Consider the following 14492-nt stretch of genomic DNA (forward strand, 5'->3'; position numbering starts at 1 on the left):
TCACAGCCGTGCGATGAAAGAAAGTTCTCATTCGCACGGCTGCGTCCATCCTTGCGTCCATCCAATTGACGATCCGGACGACATACGCCTTTCCCCTTATCGCAGCATTCGCGAGAAAGACCTCGTGGGGCGCCAGCAGCGTTTCATCGCTGAAGGCAAGGTGGTTCTGAACGTCCTGTTTTCCTCTTCCGCACGATTCGAAACGGAATCGCTGCTCGTTCTGGAAAACCGGCTTGCAGGTCTCGGAGAACAACTGGGGCACCTCCCACCCGATGTTCCCGTCTATTCCGTCCCGCAGGCTGTCATGGATGCAGTTGCGGGATTTCATGTTCACCGGGGCATTCTCGCTGTGGGCCGTCGCAAACCACAGCCCGGTCTGGAGGCGATGCTCGGGGCCCTCCCCGCCCAATCGCTCGTCGTGGTATTGTGCGGCATTTCCAATCACGACAATGTCGGCTCGATTTTTCGCAATGCCGCAGCCTTCGAGGCAGACTGCGTGCTGATGGATGAAACCTGCTGCGATCCGCTTTATCGCAAGGCCATCCGTGTATCGGTCGGCGCGACGCTGAAAGTCCCCTATTTCCACGGCGGCAACATTGATGAAATCATCGCCGCGCTCGGCGATGCCAACTTCAATCTGCTTGCGCTCAGCCCGTCATCAACGCTCAGCATCTACGGTGCGGCGAAGCAAGACCGTCACGCACTCCTGCTCGGGACCGAAGGGGAGGGATTGCCGCCAAGGTTACTGGATAAGTTTCAGACGGCGCGGATTCCCATGTCCACAGCGTTCGACAGCCTGAATGTCGCAACCGCATCGGGCATTGCCCTCTCGCGGTTCAGCAAATTTACTTGAGCGGCTTCCGAGCAATTCCTGTTTTGATTGGATCACTGGAAGTTGCCCTGGCCGGTTCCCGCTTCGGGGCGACATGCTCCAGGGCGCATCCGATTAAAACGGAATTATCGGAACCGCTCTAACTATTCGTATTGCCGCATTATCCAACGCATCGAAGCGGGATAAGAAATCAGTCCAGTGAACTGATTTCCCCGCGTAGACGCTTCGCACTTCTGCTGGAAATGCTCTCAACAAAAAACCTCCGGCTTCGAACCGGAGGTTTTTGATGCAGCAGGAAAGTTTATCAGGCTGCCGAGGCGCTTGCCGTATTGGCAACAAGACGGCGCAGCATTTCTTCCGCCTGCGGCTCACGCTCCGAACGGCCAATAAAGCCACCGCCAAAGACGCGCGCCGTATTGCTTTCATCCGAATAGAGCACGCAGGCCTGTCCCGGAGCGATGCCGCTTTCGCCATCGACCAGTTCGACCCATGTCTGGCCATCGGCATGGCGCAGCACGGCGGGGCGCGGCGGGCGCGTCGAGCGGACCTTGGCGAACACTTCCATTCCGCCTTCGGGCAGATCGCCAATCGGCGCATCGCCCAGCCAGTTAATGTCGCGCAGGAAAACTTTATGCGTTTCCAGCGCTTCACGCGGACCGACGATAACCCGCGCATTGGCGGCATCGAGATGAACGACATAGAGCGGCTCGCCCGTAGCGACGCCGATACCGCGCCGCTGGCCGACCGTGTAATGCACGATGCCGTCATGGCGGCCGAGCGTGCGCCCGTCGATATGGACAATATCGCCCGGATTGGCCGCTTCCGGCTTCAATTTGGAGATAATGTCGGAATATTTGCCCTGCGGCACGAAGCAGATGTCCTGGCTGTCCTGTTTCTTGGCGACAGTTAGGCCCATTTCCTCAGCAATCTCGCGCACCTGCGCCTTTGGCAGATGACCGAGCGGGAACCGCAGATAGTCGATCTGCTCCTGCGTGGTGGCAAAGAGGAAATAGCTCTGGTCGCGATCCGTATCGACCGGACGATAGAGTGCGCGATGCGCACCATTGGCGCGGCTGCGGATATAGTGCCCTGTCGCCAGTGCATCGGCGCCGAGATCACGCGCCGTTTGCAGGAGATCGGCGAACTTTACCGTCTGATTGCACGAAACGCACGGAATGGGCGTTTCGCCGCTGACATAGGAATTCGCAAAAGGATCGATCACCGCCTCGCGGAAGCGTGCTTCGTAATCGAGAACATAATGCGGAATGCCGAGACTTTCCGAAACGCGGCGGGCATCTTCGATGTCCTGTCCCGCGCAGCAGGAACCGGCGCGATGAACGGCTGCGCCATGATCATAAAGCTGCAGCGTCACGCCAACGACATCGTAACCTTCACGTTTGAGAATCCCGGCCACAACAGATGAATCGACGCCGCCCGACATGGCGACGACAACGCGCGTGTCTTCCGGCTTTCCCGGCAGATCGAGGCTGTTCAGGCTCATGATTGATTCCAGCTTCCGGGCAATTGCCCTGCTTCTCAAAATTTAGGTTTCTGCGCCCTATATAGGCTAAACTGCGGCAATTTGCCAAGGGTCAGGGAACAATCATTGTCCGGATTGCGACAGGCAGCGGACACTTCACCGTGAAGTTTTCCCATCCTATGCCCCAAAAACGCCTGCAAAAGCGCCATCACGAGTATTTTTTCAAGTCTTACCAGAGAGTTACCGCCTGCTTAGGTAATTTTTAAAGCTGTCGCGTTAGTCTCCTACTCGATTAGGTCCTTGAGTGTTGTGTAGAGAGTACAATGACCGATCTGGTAAGACCGCGTATAAAATATGTTATCGGTCCTGATGGCAGCCCGCTGACCATCGCGGACCTCCCCCCCGCCAATACAAGGCGCTGGGTCATTCGCCGCAAGGCTGAAGTCGTCGCCGCGGTGCGGGGCGGACTTCTGAGCCTTGAGGAGGCATGCCAGCGTTACACATTGACGGTGGAGGAATTCCTTTCCTGGCAATCCTCAATCGATGAGCATGGTCTCGCCGGCCTCAGGACCACCAGAATTCAACAGTATCGTCACTAAAACCGCCCCTCGAAACCGGGACCGGTTTTGGAAGGGCGAGGATCGGGCCTCCCGCGGAACAAGTCTTCCGTGAAAGGGGCATTGATCGACAAATCGAAAACCGGCCCTCGTGGCCGGTTTTTATTTGCACATTCCGTTCCTATGTTGTGAACTTGGCGCGTTGATCCAGAGACACAATGTTCAGGAGGATGGCATGAGCGGGACGATCGAGATTCGCAAGGAAGACAGTTCCGACGGCGGGCGCTATGCGGCTGTTCTCGACGGCAGTGAAGCCGAAATGACCTATACGAAGCTTGGCCCCTCGCTGATATCCATCGACCACACTTTCGTGCCGGACACGATGCGCGGCAAAGGCGTCGCGCAGGCGCTTGCCAAGAACGCTGTTCTGGACGCCCGGCGAAGCGGGTGGAAGATCATCCCGCGTTGCAGCTTCATGCATGCGCAGGCGATGCGCCATCCCGATTGGTCGGATGTTCTGGGCAAGGAATAGTCGCTGAACGATGGCCTATTGCAGGTCGCGGATGCGGCGCGCCAGGCTCTTGGGGCCGGCCTTCCTGCCTTTTCCTGCATCCGCCTTTTCGGCTGCCTCGAGAATTGAATGGATGGGCGAGCCCGGTCCTTCCTTTTCGGCGGTCGCCGCTACCATGCGGGCGGCAAGTGCAGCCATTTCTTCGCGAAGGACTGCATTCTCGCGCTCGATTTCCGCCAAATCGGGACTGTCGTCTACGCCAGCTTTCTGGCGGCTGTAGCGCTCGATTTTTTCCTGTGCATCGGAAAGCTCGGAAATCAGCTTCTCAAGTTTCTGCTGCAACTCGCTGTTGCGCCGCTTCTCGCTTTTCAGCTCCGTTTGTGCCGAGGTCAACTGGGTGGAAACTTCGTTGTAACGGGCTGCGGCTTCCTTGCGATCTCGACGCATTTCGGTCATCTCGTTTGTCAGACGGCTGTATTCCGTCTCGCTTCCACTTATCTCGATACGCAATGTATCGGCCAATCCCTCAAGCGCGGCGTAATGGCTTTGCATCCGTTCCAGTTCAGCCTGGAGGATTTGCGCCTTTTCCAGCGCTGTATCGCGCGCGCTCCCGGCTTCTTCCGCCATCCGCTCGTGTTCTGCAAGCTGCTTCTCGATATCAGCCTGACTTGCCTCAAGCAACGGAATGCGTTTCATCTCTTCATATTGCCGGGCGAGCAACACCTTCTGCTCGGCATTCTTCTGGCGTTCAAGCTTCAGCAATTGTTCCTGCCTGCTGACCGCAACGGCATATTCTGCGCGCAACCCGTCACGATCGGCGCGAATCTCGGCGAGTGTGATCGGCAGTTCCGCCTGGACCTGCCGCCGCGCCAGAAAGAAGGCACGCCGCCAGACCGAAGGGCCGAGCAGCACCACGACGAAAACCGTCACAAGAACGCCGAATATGAAAAAGAGAGCGGACTGGATCACGGTTTCACATGGGCCCGAGCGGTTTCAGACAAGCATTACTATTCATAGTGCGCAGCCGACCGTCTTTCCAGCCAGCAAAACAATCACCGGCTGAAAAGGTATTCATTGGCAACGAGGCCCTAGAACGGGTTCCAGGTGGGAGCACCAGACAGCTTCAGGTAACCGATATTCACACCCAGCCTCGCGCCCACGCCGGTGCGGATCGGCACAAGCATGATGTTCTCGCGCTTGAGGACGTTGAAGCCGACACCGGCAACGACATAGGCGGAGCCTGCAACACCGGCGTAACGACCGTAAAGGTTCTGGATGTCGTCGAGGTTATAGACGAGCATCATCACGCGAGAACCCTGCCCGCCGAAATCCCAGCCAAGCGATGGGCCTTGCCAGAACGTCTTATGGTCGCCCGCATTCTTGGTATAGAGCGTGCCTTCGCCATAGGTCAGGCCGCCAATGAAGGCGCCGGAACCTTCCTCACCAAGAATATAGCCGTTGGGCAGACCAAAACTCTGGAACGCCTTCTCGACCGCGCTTGCGATTCCACCCGAAGCCGACCCGAAGAACCTGTGACCAGATTCGACGATTTCCTCGGCAGTGTATGTGTTCTGTGCCCTGGCCTGATTTGGCAGGGCGATGAAAGAAACAAACAGCGCCGCAAAAAACGCAACGAAGCACGCCGCATTGCGGAACCTGATTTGCGACAGGGATTGTGTGGCCATGTAAAATTCCTTTTGGCTCTCCGCTCCTCTGTCTGACGGCCCTGTTAAAAAGCCAGACCACGTCTCTTACGGACATTTTGGTCGAATCGCGCCTATTTTAGACCCGAATTTATTGTCCAAACCTTTAAGCACTGAAATTGACTTTACGAAGGCACGGAATTTCTCACATCGTGTGAAGCTGGGGGGTAGCCCGGCGGATCAAAAAGAGAGCTTTGTTGCGGCGGTCCGATGGCGCGTGTATCCAGTTAAATTGATATTCAGGGCGATTCGCCCATCTTCATGCAGCGCGCAAACACTGGCTTTGCGGGCTGTCTCGTTAACCGATAACGATTCTGTTATCCGACCCGGTCGGAGGCCAGGATCAATCCGCGTTCCGGAGAAAACGCCATGCCAATGCCCGTTACCCTTTCCGCACTCGACCTCGGTGCGCTTCTGTGCAGCAGGATCTGTCATGACATCATTTCGCCGGTCGGCGCGATCAACAACGGTCTGGAACTGCTGGAAGAAGGCGGAGCCGACGAAGACGCAATGGCGCTCATCAAGTCGAGCGCCCGCAACGCCTCTGCCCGGCTTCAGTTTGCCCGCATCGCTTTCGGCGCGGCAGGCTCGGCTGGCGTACAGATCGACACCGGCGACGCGCAGAACGTTGCCACAGAATACTTCAAGAATGAAAAGCCGGAATTCACCTGGGAAGGCACCCGCGTCCTTCTGCCCAAGAACAAGGTCAAGCTGCTCCTCAACATGCTGCTGATCGGCAACGCGGCCATTCCACGCGGCGGTTCGCTGGCCGTGCGGCTTGAAGGCGGCGATACCGAGCCGCGCTTCGTTATCACCGTGAAGGGCCGCATGCTGCGCGTTCCGCCCAAATTCCTTGAGCTTCATTCCGGCGCCGCTCCGGAAGAGCCGATCGACGCCCATTCCGTCCAGCCTTACTATACCCTTCTGCTGGCCGAAGAGGCCGGCATGAAGATTTCAATCCACGCAACCGCGGAAGACATCGTATTTTCTGCTGAATAAGCGTTTGCGAGCGCGGGACCAGCCCGCGCTCGCACTGGCAAACCATCATAAAACCCTCTATCAGACAAACATGCATTTCCGATGAGGATTTGCCTCGAATGTCGTCGAAGGCGCGGCGATCATCACATATCTGCAAGGGGGGTCTGAATGGCGAATGAACCAATGGCAGCTTATTGTCTGCTGGTCGATGACTCATCCGTCATTCGCAAGGTCGCCCGCCGCATCCTTTCCGAAACCATAGCCGAATTTGCTGAAGCTTCGACCGGCCGGGAAGCGCTCGAAACCTGTTTTTCGCGGATGCCCGACGTCATGCTGCTCGACTACGACCTGCCGGACATGACGGCATTGGAAGTCGTGACCGAACTGCGCGCCATGCCGGGTGGCGACAAGCTGCGCATCATCCTCTGTCTTTATGAACTCGACGTCACCCGCATCATGCGGGCGAAGCGCGCAGGCGCCAATGGCTATATTCTCAAGCCATTCGACCGCGCCTATCTCACCGAACAGTTTGCAGGCGTTCTGTCCGCCTGAAAGCCGGAGCAAACGGTCCCTCCAAAAAGCAAAAGCTCCGCCGAAGCGGAGCTTTTTACATTTTGAAGCCTGTTGCCGGGTCAGGCGCTTTCGCGCATTTCCGCATCCGGCTCACGCAGCACATAACCGCGGCCCCAGACTGTCTCGATGTAGCTCTGGCTACCGGAAACAGCGTCGAGCTTCTTGCGCAGCTTGCAGATGAAGACGTCGATGATCTTCAGTTCCGGCTCGTCCATGCCACCATAAAGATGGTTGAGGAACATTTCCTTGGTGAGCGTCGTGCCCTTGCGGAGCGAAAGAAGCTCCAGCATCTGGTATTCCTTGCCGGTCAGGTGAACGCGCTGGCCGGCGACTTCCACCGTCTTCGCATCCAGATTGACCACGAGGTCGCCCGTCGTGATGACCGACTGCGCATGCCCCTTCGAACGGCGCACGATCGCATGAATACGTGCGATCAGCTCGTCCTTGTGGAACGGCTTGGTCATGTAGTCGTCGGCACCGAAGCCCAGACCACGAACCTTGTCCTCGATGCCGGCCATGCCGGAAAGGATAAGGATCGGCGTCTTCACCTTGGACAGACGCAAGGTGCGAAGAACTTCATAACCAGACATATCCGGCAGGTTCAGGTCCAGCAGGATGATGTCGTAATCATATAGCTTGCCGAGATCGATGCCTTCTTCGCCCAGATCGGTCGTGTAGACATTGAAACTCTCGGACTTGAGCATCAACTCGATGCTCTGTGCGATAGCACTGTCGTCTTCAATCAAAAGGACGCGCATCTCTTATCCCCTTTCCGCAGCCGACCCGATGTCCCTCACGGCAGCACACGGAACTATCGTTGCCTTTGCATGAAGGTGCCAGCAAATGGTTAACAAAATATGATTCTGCTTGGCAAGCATATTTCTGCCCTGTTTAGAAAATTCTCTTACGCGCCTGAATCATAAAGACATTCTCTTCCTCACGACTCTAAAGCATCGCATTAAGAATCTTCGCTAAGCGATTCATCTGACTCTAGCTTTCGCCTGTTGCCGAAAAACCACACGAGGTTTACCGAGCCTTAAGTCCTAACGCGTATGATTAACTTCGCCGGTAAAGGAATGGTTACCAAACGAGCGAATTCTTAACTTTTTGTTTCGCTTGTTGAGCCATTTCGGAAGAACGGTTGCGATGATTTCCCCTTCAGGGGCTTGAATTCGCAAGGAGATTCGGGTGCAGGCCGGGTGCGTTTTGCTCGTTCACACCTGTTAATAAAGTCGGGGGAACGCCCCAACACATGAAAGCTGGTTGGTGTTCAAGGAGTATTGCGTATGAAGCCACGTGAAAGCCTAGTCAGGCTGAAACTGTTCCAGGTGAAGGAAAAACGCCGTCAACTGGGCCAGCTCGACCTGATGATCGGCGAGTTCGAACGGATGGCCGGAGAACTCGACGCCCAGATTCTATCGGAAGAGAAAAAAGCTGGCATCACTGACATTAATCATTTCGCTTATCCGACCTTCGCCAAGGCGGCTCGCCAGCGGCGCGATAATCTTTTCGTATCGATTCGCGACCTGATGTCCCAGAAGGAAGCGGCCGAAGCCGAATTGTCGGCGGCGGAAACCGAACTGACGAAGGCCGAAGCGCTTGAAGAACGCGACGGCGGCAAGGCTCCGAGGGAAGTGATCGAGCGTCCGGTAAATCAGCGCCGCGCCATGATCGGTTGATCGACGTTTCGTTTCTCAACCTTGCCCAACGATGAAAAACACCGCCTCGCAGGCGGTGTTTTCGTGTTCTCCCGATCAAACCGGCCTCCGGTCAATTCAGCTTGCGCGCTTGATCCGCAACTGGAAACAGTTGTTGCGCGCAGATCGGACGTCGACGAAACTGATTTCCGGACGACCCAGCAGGTCGGCGGCATAATCTGCCAGATCATCGCGCTCGACGACTTTCCCCGTTCCATATTTGATGCGGTGGTTTTCGGTATAGCCTTTCAGCAGATAATCCTTGCTCGATTCCAAAATGGGCGGAACACCTTCCCCAGTCCAGGCCTCGCAGGGGTCGGCACACAAAAAGACCGGCCCGGTTTCAGCATAGGGCTGAACATCGGGAAAAGGGCGATAGGCGAGAATGAGCATGCCTGCCCCCTTCGGTACGAAGTCAAGGCAATGGCGGCAGGGGTTGCCGTCTCCGTCGGAAACCGTTCGCTCCGGCGCACAGCCATAAGCATCCTTGCCACCGGCTTGCAAAGCACGCACCTCGTCGCTCGGCATTGGAAGATATTTTAGTTTCATCACCCTTCTTCTCCATTGACTGGCAATCGACTGAACGCCGCATGGACAGGGCCGCCCATGCTTCACGCGCCACCTATCAGACTGCCGATGGAGAAGCTGACGAACCATCCGTTTCTTCCGATCAAATACGACAATTGCCAAAATCTTTTGCGGTTAGCTGGAGGGAGCGTGGAGATTTGGGCAAAGCCGTGCAAATCTTGGTTTGCATCGCTCCCGGGCCGGATGTAGTGAAAAGACATAATGCAGAAATCCTCCCCCTCCGGGCCGAATTCGGCCTCCACAAGATTCAGCGTCAGGACCTTGCCGAGACCAGCCCAGTGGGGTCTGCTGGTCGTTTTTTCCGCCATCCTGATCTTTGCAGGGGAAAAGCTGCAACTGCCTGCCGCGATGCTTCTGGGCGCTATGCTTGGCGCAATCCTGATGGCTGCGGGCGAAAGCACGCTGCGGGTCCACCGCTGGCTGTCACTCGCAGCACAAGGCGTCGTCGGCTGCCTCATCGCCCGTTCGATCACTGCCGAGTTCTTCACGAGCATGGGGCAGCACCTGCCCGTTATCCTTCTATCCGTAGGTTACGTGCTTTTTGCCAGTACCTTCATCGGCTATCTGCTGGCGCGGTTTCGCATTCTGCCGGGAACAACCGCCGTATGGGGTTCCTCCCCCGGGGCGGCCACGGCAATGACGCTGATGGCGGAATCCCACGGCGCGGATGCCCGCCTCGTCGCCTTCATGCAATATCTGCGCGTGGTGCTGGTGGCCACAGCCGCTTCGCTGGTCCTGCGCCTCAGCACAGGCGTGGAAACCGTTGCACCTGCCGAAATCATATGGTTTCCACCCATAAATTGGTCCACCCTCGGCCCGACACTGCTGCTGGTCGTCGTCGGCGCGTTCCTAGGCGAACTCCTCCGCATTCCGACCGGCGCCATGCTCGTGCCGCTCATACTGGGTGCCCTGCTTCAAGACACCGGATTCATCACCATTGACCTGCCGCCATGGCTGCTCGCGGTCAGCTACCTGCTTATCGGCTGGCGCATCGGCCTCGGCTTTTCGCGCGCCATCATCGCCCATGCGGCGCGGGCGTTTCCAGCGGTGCTAACATCCACGTTGCTCCTCATCGCCGTCTGCGGGCTGTTCGGCATGGCGCTCGGCCATGTGCTGGGGCTCGATCCGTTGACAGCCTATCTCGCCACCAGTCCCGGTGGCGCGGATACGGTTGCAATCATCGCAGCATCGAGCAATGTCGACCTGCCTTTCATCATTGCGATGCAGACAAGCCGCTTCTTCATCGTGCTTCTGGCAGGTCCGGCCCTCGCCCGCTTCGTGGCCGCGCGCATCGACAAGCGGTTGAAGAAAAAGAACCTTTAAAGCGGCTCCTGTTTTCCCGGTATCGTCAGGACCGCTCTTACCGGTTTCGGGCATTTCCCGACACAAATGCCCTGGCAACCTGATTGCCGAAAACGGCGGGGCCGTGTTACGTTTCCGCCATGACACAGGTTTGCACCCATCTCATGTTTCAGGGCAGTGCAGGCGCGGCGCTGGAAACATATCGTTCGATCTTTCCGGACTTCCTGATCGAGTCGATCAAAACCTATGACGAAGCAAGCGGCAGCCCCGGCAAGGTGCAGATTGCCCGCGTGACCTTTGCCGAACACCGGCTGATCGTGATCGACAGCCCCATCCCGCATCAGTTCGATTTCAATCCGTCCGTATCCCTGTTCGTCGACTTTCATGATGAGGAAAGCCTGACCGGCGTTTTCGAAAAGCTTTCGGAAGGCGGCGAGACGCTGATGCCGCTCGACAATTATGGTTTCAGCAAGCTTTTCGCCTGGATCAAGGATAAATACGGTGTTTCCTGGCAATTGAACTTGCAAGCCTGAAACATAAAAAACCCGGCTTTCGCCGGGTTTTCGTTAGACAGGCAAAAAAGATCAAGCCTTTTTGCCGTGGAAACCACGAATGGCGCCGATGATCTTGTCCTGATCGGCTTCCGACAGATAGGGGTGCATCGGCAGGCTCAGAATGCGGTTCGGCAGGCTTTCCGAAACTGGAAGGCCTCCCGGCGCAACTGAATAGTGCTTGTATGCGGTCTGCTGGTGCAGCGGCTTCACATAATAGATGACCGAAGGAACGCCTTCCGTCTGAAGATGCGCCTTCAGGCCGTCGCGGTTATCGCTCTCGATGGAATACTGCGCCCAAGCCGAGCGATTGCCAGCCGGGAGCGCCGGAACCTTGACGACATCCTGCAGCGCTTCGTTGTAGCGCCTGGCGATGCGGTCGCGTGCTTCCATTTCGTCTTCGAGGATTGCAAGCTTTTCCAGAAGAACGGCTGCCTGAATGGTGTCCAGACGCGAATTGAGCCCGATACGAACGTTGTCGTACTGGGTTTCGCCCTTGCCGTGGAACAGGACCGAACGCAGCGTGTCGGCCAGTTCGGCATCGTTGGTGAACATCGCGCCGCCGTCGCCATAGCAGCCGAGCGGCTTGGCGGGATAGAAGCTCGTCGCGCCTACATGGCCGAAAGCACCGCACATGACGTTATCGCGCTTGCCTCCGATCGACTGCGCAGCGTCTTCGATGACGAACAGGCCTTCGCGATCGGCGATGGCGCTGATGCGGTTATAGTCGGCGGCCAGGCCGAACAGATCGACCGGGATGATCGCCTTTGGCTGCAGGCGGCCTTCCTTGCGGATGGCGGCGATGGCAGCTTCGAGCTGCTCGACATTCAGATTGTAGCTTTGCGCATCCACGTCGATAAAGACCGGCTCGGCGCCCACCAGTGCAACAACTTCCGCCGTGGCAGCGAAGGTGAAGGACGGAACGAACACGGCGTCGCCCGGTCCGATGCCGCGCGCCATCAAAGGCATCTGCAAGGCATCGGTGCCATTGGCGCAGGCGATGACGTGTTCCACGCCCAGATATTCGCCAAGCTTCTTTTCAAACTCGGCTACTTCCGGTCCAAGAATATAACGGCCTTCCGCAACAACCTTGGAAATGGCGGCATTGAGACGGTCTTCGATACGCGCGCGCTGCGCTCCAAGATCAATAAACTGCATGTTGGCTCCAATATATCTGGCCCGCACAAGTCGATATGCGAATCCTCGGCAACCTATTTATTCGCTTGCGCCCTGCCCCGCTATGGCCAGAGCGTTCAAAGTTTTGCGATTCCTGTAACACCGCTTGACGCAGGTTACCGGGCCCGCACGCCCCACATTTTACTGCGGGTGCCTGACAGTACCTTCCGTGAGAATGCGCAGCACGCTGATTGCTTCCTTGCCGTCGGTGCGCGGATTTTCGCGCGTCTCGATGCAATGCATGAAATGCTGCAATTCGCGTGTCAGCGGCATGCCTTCTTCAACAGTGATGTAAACCGGCTCGACGGATTTGAAAGACCACTGGTCGTTTTCCCGCCAGACTTCATGATTGTAGAGCGCAAGCTTGCGATCCCACGGCTCGCCATCATCGAATACCGCCATGCCTTTTGTGCCGGTGACCGTCAGGCGGCGTTCGCGATAGGCGTTCAGGCGCGACGCAAACAGATGGCCGCGGATGCCATTGGGAAAATCGAGATGAAGATGGGCTATATCGGTGAGATGATCGAGCGTCGCCACGCCTTCTCCCCGTACCGCGCTCGGCTCTTCTCCGGTAATAGCCAGGATCATCGAAAGATCGTGCGGCGCAAGATCCCACAATGCATCGAACGTGTTGTGGAACTTGCCGAAACCGACGCGATGCGAATGCACATAGCGAATATCGCCAAGCTCGCCGCTTTTCACCATGTCGAGCAGCTTCTCGAAAGCCGGGTGGAAACGCAGCACATGGCCGACCATGAACACGCGACCGTTTTCACGGGCGGCCTCGACTTCGGCTTCCGCAGCCGGAATGTCGAGCGCGATCGGCTTTTCGACCAGTACGTCCTTGCCGTTCTTCACTGCCTGGATGGCGTATTGTGAATGGAACTGTGCCGGCAATGCCAGGACGATGCCGTCAATGTCTGGACGCGTGAACAATTCATCGACGGGAATGTTGGGAACATTGAACTCGGCCGCGAAGCGTTCCGCCTGTTCTGCCTTCGCGTCGGAAACTGCCTGAAGGGCACCAAGGCTCTTCAGGGTACGAATGTGATTGCCGCCCCAATAGCCGCAACCCAAAACCGCAATACGAGGTGCCATAAAACCATGCCTTTGCTGATGCCAAGTTCCTTATCGGTGCAAATGATAGAAAACAAGACGAAAGCTATGCGAAGAGTGCTTGACAGCTTTTCATTCCGCACATATACCGCCGCCATTCCTTGCAGGAACAACGATTTGTCCCACCGGAAACGGCGATCATGAAGTTGTCTCTGTAAAGCGACGCGTGGCGGAGTAGCTCAGTAGGTTAGAGCAGAGGAATCATAATCCTTGTGTCGGGGGTTCGAATCCCTCCTCCGCTACCATTCTCTTTCTCCAGCGATAATCCGAGTTTGGCGGCGTCACCGGTTAACGGTGGGTTTTGCGCTTGGAACACATCGTTCGGACCTTGGGACGACAAACTCAATTTGCAGCAGAAGTAATGATGCGGCAAAGTCCTTCGCGCACGACGGACTTGCTGGTCGCCTGTCCCGCCTGAATGGTGAAGACCGCATCGACACGCGTGCTCTTGCCCTGCGCCCGGGCAGTGACGCGCAAGGTCTGGATCCGGCCCGATCCGGTCGTTTCCTGAAAAGCCTCGATAGAAGCGAGTTGCTTGTTCACCTTGATACCCGAAAACCCTTCAGCGGCAATGGCTTGCGCCAGACGCTGCAAGGCGGCCGAAGACTTCACGCCGGCAAAGCTCTGTGTCGAGCGATAGCTCACGGATGTTACCAGCGGAACGCCATCGGATTTGAAATTCTGTTCGCACGAAGCCGCAAAGCCCACTCCGCCGGTCGCAAGGGTCAACAGACCCGCAAACAGAAACACCCGCATTCATTCCTCCTTCAACCGTGTTCAACCATCGTACTATTAGATCGTCGCAACTGCTTCGCCAACGGGAAGTTGATGCCCATGCGGCAACACTTCACTGGATTGTGGCCGGTACAGCGACTATATCCGCGCCAGAGCCCGTTTTTCCGGCGCAAAGATATCAACAGGCGACATGACCGTTCTCATCAATCAGCCTCACCCATCCATCGACCCGACTTCAATCGAAAGACTGGTGACGACGTTCTATGGACGCGCGCGCGAAGATGCAGTCATCGGGCCGATCTTTGCCGATGCGGTCGATGATTGGGATCACCACATCGCGCAGATCGCCGCGTTCTGGTCGTCGGTCATTCTCAAGACCGGCAATTACGAAGGCCGCCCCATGGCCCCGCATCTGAAACTGGGACTGAAGAACGAACATTTCGACCGCTGGCTCGACCTTTTCGAGAAGACCACACGCGAAATCTTTCCGCCGGAAGCTGCAATTATCTTCATCGACAGGGCTCGCCGCATTGCCGACAGTTTTGAAATGGCAATCGCTACAAATACGGGACAGATCGCCGCGCCGCGGCATTCGCGCCGTCCTTTTTAACTAAAAGAGCACGCAACTCTTGCGGGCAATGCCACATATCTTGTCATTGAATATTTAACGATATAAGCACGTCTTCAGAACAG

17 protein-coding genes and 1 tRNA gene are annotated in these 14492 nt (G+C 56.8%); 10 read left to right on the forward strand and 8 right to left on the reverse strand.

Annotation, left to right across the window (positions count from 1 at the left end; all coding sequences use genetic code 11):
* The first annotated feature begins 13 nt into the window (after positions 1–13).
* Positions 14–853: a TrmH family RNA methyltransferase gene (locus ABWW28_RS12795; RefSeq protein WP_021587008.1), complete on the forward strand. Its 840-nt coding sequence runs from the start codon at positions 14–16 to the stop codon at positions 851–853.
* 283 nt (positions 854–1136) lie between these two features.
* Here ABWW28_RS12795 and mnmA read toward each other — a convergent pair whose 3' ends face one another.
* Positions 1137–2333 (reverse strand): tRNA 2-thiouridine(34) synthase MnmA, encoded by a 1197-nt coding sequence (mnmA, locus tag ABWW28_RS12800; protein ID WP_025090540.1) that lies wholly within the window; start codon positions 2331–2333, stop codon positions 1137–1139.
* A gap of 302 nt (positions 2334–2635) precedes the next feature.
* Between mnmA and sciP the strand changes: the two genes are divergently transcribed.
* Together sciP and ABWW28_RS12810 are read left to right on the forward strand one after the other, a co-directional pair.
* Positions 2636–2911, forward strand: coding sequence for a CtrA inhibitor SciP (gene sciP / locus ABWW28_RS12805; RefSeq protein WP_002964694.1), 276 nt, complete (start codon positions 2636–2638; stop codon positions 2909–2911).
* A gap of 193 nt (positions 2912–3104) precedes the next feature.
* Positions 3105–3401: a GNAT family N-acetyltransferase gene (locus ABWW28_RS12810; protein ID WP_006472625.1), complete on the forward strand. Its 297-nt coding sequence runs from the start codon at positions 3105–3107 to the stop codon at positions 3399–3401.
* 15 nt (positions 3402–3416) lie between these two features.
* Here the strand turns inward: ABWW28_RS12810 and ABWW28_RS12815 are convergent, their stop codons facing one another.
* Positions 3417–4325: a coiled-coil domain-containing protein gene (locus ABWW28_RS12815; protein ID WP_176026558.1), complete on the reverse strand. Its 909-nt coding sequence runs from the start codon at positions 4323–4325 to the stop codon at positions 3417–3419.
* A 143-nt stretch (positions 4326–4468) separates the two neighbouring features.
* Positions 4469–5065, reverse strand: coding sequence for a DUF1134 domain-containing protein (locus ABWW28_RS12820; protein WP_006467392.1), 597 nt, complete (start codon positions 5063–5065; stop codon positions 4469–4471).
* Between the two features lie 387 nt (positions 5066–5452).
* On the opposite strand from ABWW28_RS12820, the gene chpT reads away from it, so the two are divergent.
* Together chpT and ABWW28_RS12830 are read left to right on the forward strand one after the other, a co-directional pair.
* Positions 5453–6082 carry a histidine phosphotransferase ChpT gene (gene chpT, locus ABWW28_RS12825; protein ID WP_006467394.1) on the forward strand — a complete coding sequence of 210 codons (630 nt, stop codon included), beginning with the start codon at positions 5453–5455 and terminating at the stop codon, positions 6080–6082.
* Positions 6083–6229: 147 nt separating this feature from the next.
* Positions 6230–6613 (forward strand): response regulator, encoded by a 384-nt coding sequence (locus ABWW28_RS12830; protein ID WP_031346816.1) that lies wholly within the window; start codon positions 6230–6232, stop codon positions 6611–6613.
* 80 nt (positions 6614–6693) lie between these two features.
* Here the strand turns inward: ABWW28_RS12830 and ctrA are convergent, their stop codons facing one another.
* The gene (gene ctrA, locus ABWW28_RS12835) at positions 6694–7392 is read right to left on the reverse strand and encodes a response regulator transcription factor CtrA (protein WP_006467396.1); all 699 of its coding nucleotides are present in this window, start codon (positions 7390–7392) and stop codon (positions 6694–6696) included.
* A 528-nt stretch (positions 7393–7920) separates the two neighbouring features.
* Between ctrA and ABWW28_RS12840 the strand changes: the two genes are divergently transcribed.
* Positions 7921–8313 (forward strand): hypothetical protein, encoded by a 393-nt coding sequence (locus ABWW28_RS12840; protein WP_006472627.1) that lies wholly within the window; start codon positions 7921–7923, stop codon positions 8311–8313.
* Between the two features lie 96 nt (positions 8314–8409).
* Here ABWW28_RS12840 and ABWW28_RS12845 read toward each other — a convergent pair whose 3' ends face one another.
* Positions 8410–8880 (reverse strand): DUF1203 domain-containing protein, encoded by a 471-nt coding sequence (locus tag ABWW28_RS12845; RefSeq protein ID WP_031346817.1) that lies wholly within the window; start codon positions 8878–8880, stop codon positions 8410–8412.
* 240 nt (positions 8881–9120) lie between these two features.
* On the opposite strand from ABWW28_RS12845, the gene ABWW28_RS12850 reads away from it, so the two are divergent.
* Entirely contained in the window at positions 9121–10242 is a 1122-nt protein-coding gene (locus tag ABWW28_RS12850) for an AbrB family transcriptional regulator (RefSeq protein ID WP_031346818.1), read from the forward strand.
* Positions 10243–10361: 119 nt separating this feature from the next.
* Entirely contained in the window at positions 10362–10754 is a 393-nt protein-coding gene (locus tag ABWW28_RS12855; RefSeq protein ID WP_006472630.1) for a VOC family protein, read from the forward strand.
* A gap of 51 nt (positions 10755–10805) precedes the next feature.
* On the opposite strand, the gene ABWW28_RS12860 is transcribed toward ABWW28_RS12855, so the two are convergent.
* Positions 10806–11930, reverse strand: coding sequence for a DegT/DnrJ/EryC1/StrS family aminotransferase (locus ABWW28_RS12860; protein WP_021587015.1), 1125 nt, complete (start codon positions 11928–11930; stop codon positions 10806–10808).
* 159 nt (positions 11931–12089) lie between these two features.
* Positions 12090–13046 carry a Gfo/Idh/MocA family protein gene (locus tag ABWW28_RS12865; protein WP_021587016.1) on the reverse strand — a complete coding sequence of 319 codons (957 nt, stop codon included), beginning with the start codon at positions 13044–13046 and terminating at the stop codon, positions 12090–12092.
* A gap of 186 nt (positions 13047–13232) precedes the next feature.
* Between ABWW28_RS12865 and ABWW28_RS12870 the strand changes: the two genes are divergently transcribed.
* A tRNA-Met gene (locus ABWW28_RS12870) sits at positions 13233–13309 on the forward strand.
* Positions 13310–13406: 97 nt separating this feature from the next.
* Here ABWW28_RS12870 and ABWW28_RS12875 read toward each other — a convergent pair.
* Positions 13407–13820, reverse strand: a complete 414-nt coding sequence (locus ABWW28_RS12875; RefSeq protein ID WP_021587017.1) for a hypothetical protein — start codon at positions 13818–13820, stop codon at positions 13407–13409.
* A 169-nt stretch (positions 13821–13989) separates the two neighbouring features.
* On the opposite strand from ABWW28_RS12875, the gene ABWW28_RS12880 reads away from it, so the two are divergent.
* A complete protein-coding gene (locus ABWW28_RS12880) occupies positions 13990–14409 on the forward strand; it encodes a group III truncated hemoglobin (RefSeq protein ID WP_021587018.1) in 420 nt (139 codons plus the stop codon).
* The last annotated feature ends 83 nt before the right edge of the window (positions 14410–14492 follow it).

Source organism: Brucella sp. NBRC 14130, assembly GCF_040371715.1.
Lineage (GTDB): Bacteria > Pseudomonadota > Alphaproteobacteria > Rhizobiales > Rhizobiaceae > Brucella > Brucella intermedia.

What these genes read in the sequence shown, in the direction of transcription:
- ABWW28_RS12855 (WP_006472630.1), top strand. Translation starts at nt 10,362, where the DNA reads ATGACACAGGTTTGCACCCATCTCATGTTTCAGGGCAGTGCAGGCGCG.
- ABWW28_RS12880 (WP_021587018.1), top strand. Translation starts at nt 13,990, where the DNA reads ATGACCGTTCTCATCAATCAGCCTCACCCATCCATCGACCCGACTTCA.
- sciP (WP_002964694.1), top strand. Translation starts at nt 2,636, where the DNA reads ATGACCGATCTGGTAAGACCGCGTATAAAATATGTTATCGGTCCTGAT.
- ABWW28_RS12860 (WP_021587015.1), bottom strand. Translation starts at nt 11,930, where the DNA reads ATGCAGTTTATTGATCTTGGAGCGCAGCGCGCGCGTATCGAAGACCGT.
- ABWW28_RS12875 (WP_021587017.1), bottom strand. Translation starts at nt 13,820, where the DNA reads ATGCGGGTGTTTCTGTTTGCGGGTCTGTTGACCCTTGCGACCGGCGGA.
- ABWW28_RS12845 (WP_031346817.1), bottom strand. Translation starts at nt 8,880, where the DNA reads ATGAAACTAAAATATCTTCCAATGCCGAGCGACGAGGTGCGTGCTTTG.
- ABWW28_RS12865 (WP_021587016.1), bottom strand. Translation starts at nt 13,046, where the DNA reads ATGGCACCTCGTATTGCGGTTTTGGGTTGCGGCTATTGGGGCGGCAAT.
- ABWW28_RS12820 (WP_006467392.1), bottom strand. Translation starts at nt 5,065, where the DNA reads ATGGCCACACAATCCCTGTCGCAAATCAGGTTCCGCAATGCGGCGTGC.
- ABWW28_RS12795 (WP_021587008.1), top strand. Translation starts at nt 14, where the DNA reads ATGAAAGAAAGTTCTCATTCGCACGGCTGCGTCCATCCTTGCGTCCAT.
- ABWW28_RS12830 (WP_031346816.1), top strand. Translation starts at nt 6,230, where the DNA reads ATGGCGAATGAACCAATGGCAGCTTATTGTCTGCTGGTCGATGACTCA.
- ABWW28_RS12840 (WP_006472627.1), top strand. Translation starts at nt 7,921, where the DNA reads ATGAAGCCACGTGAAAGCCTAGTCAGGCTGAAACTGTTCCAGGTGAAG.
- ctrA (WP_006467396.1), bottom strand. Translation starts at nt 7,392, where the DNA reads ATGCGCGTCCTTTTGATTGAAGACGACAGTGCTATCGCACAGAGCATC.
- chpT (WP_006467394.1), top strand. Translation starts at nt 5,453, where the DNA reads ATGCCAATGCCCGTTACCCTTTCCGCACTCGACCTCGGTGCGCTTCTG.
- ABWW28_RS12850 (WP_031346818.1), top strand. Translation starts at nt 9,121, where the DNA reads ATGCAGAAATCCTCCCCCTCCGGGCCGAATTCGGCCTCCACAAGATTC.
- mnmA (WP_025090540.1), bottom strand. Translation starts at nt 2,333, where the DNA reads ATGAGCCTGAACAGCCTCGATCTGCCGGGAAAGCCGGAAGACACGCGC.
- ABWW28_RS12810 (WP_006472625.1), top strand. Translation starts at nt 3,105, where the DNA reads ATGAGCGGGACGATCGAGATTCGCAAGGAAGACAGTTCCGACGGCGGG.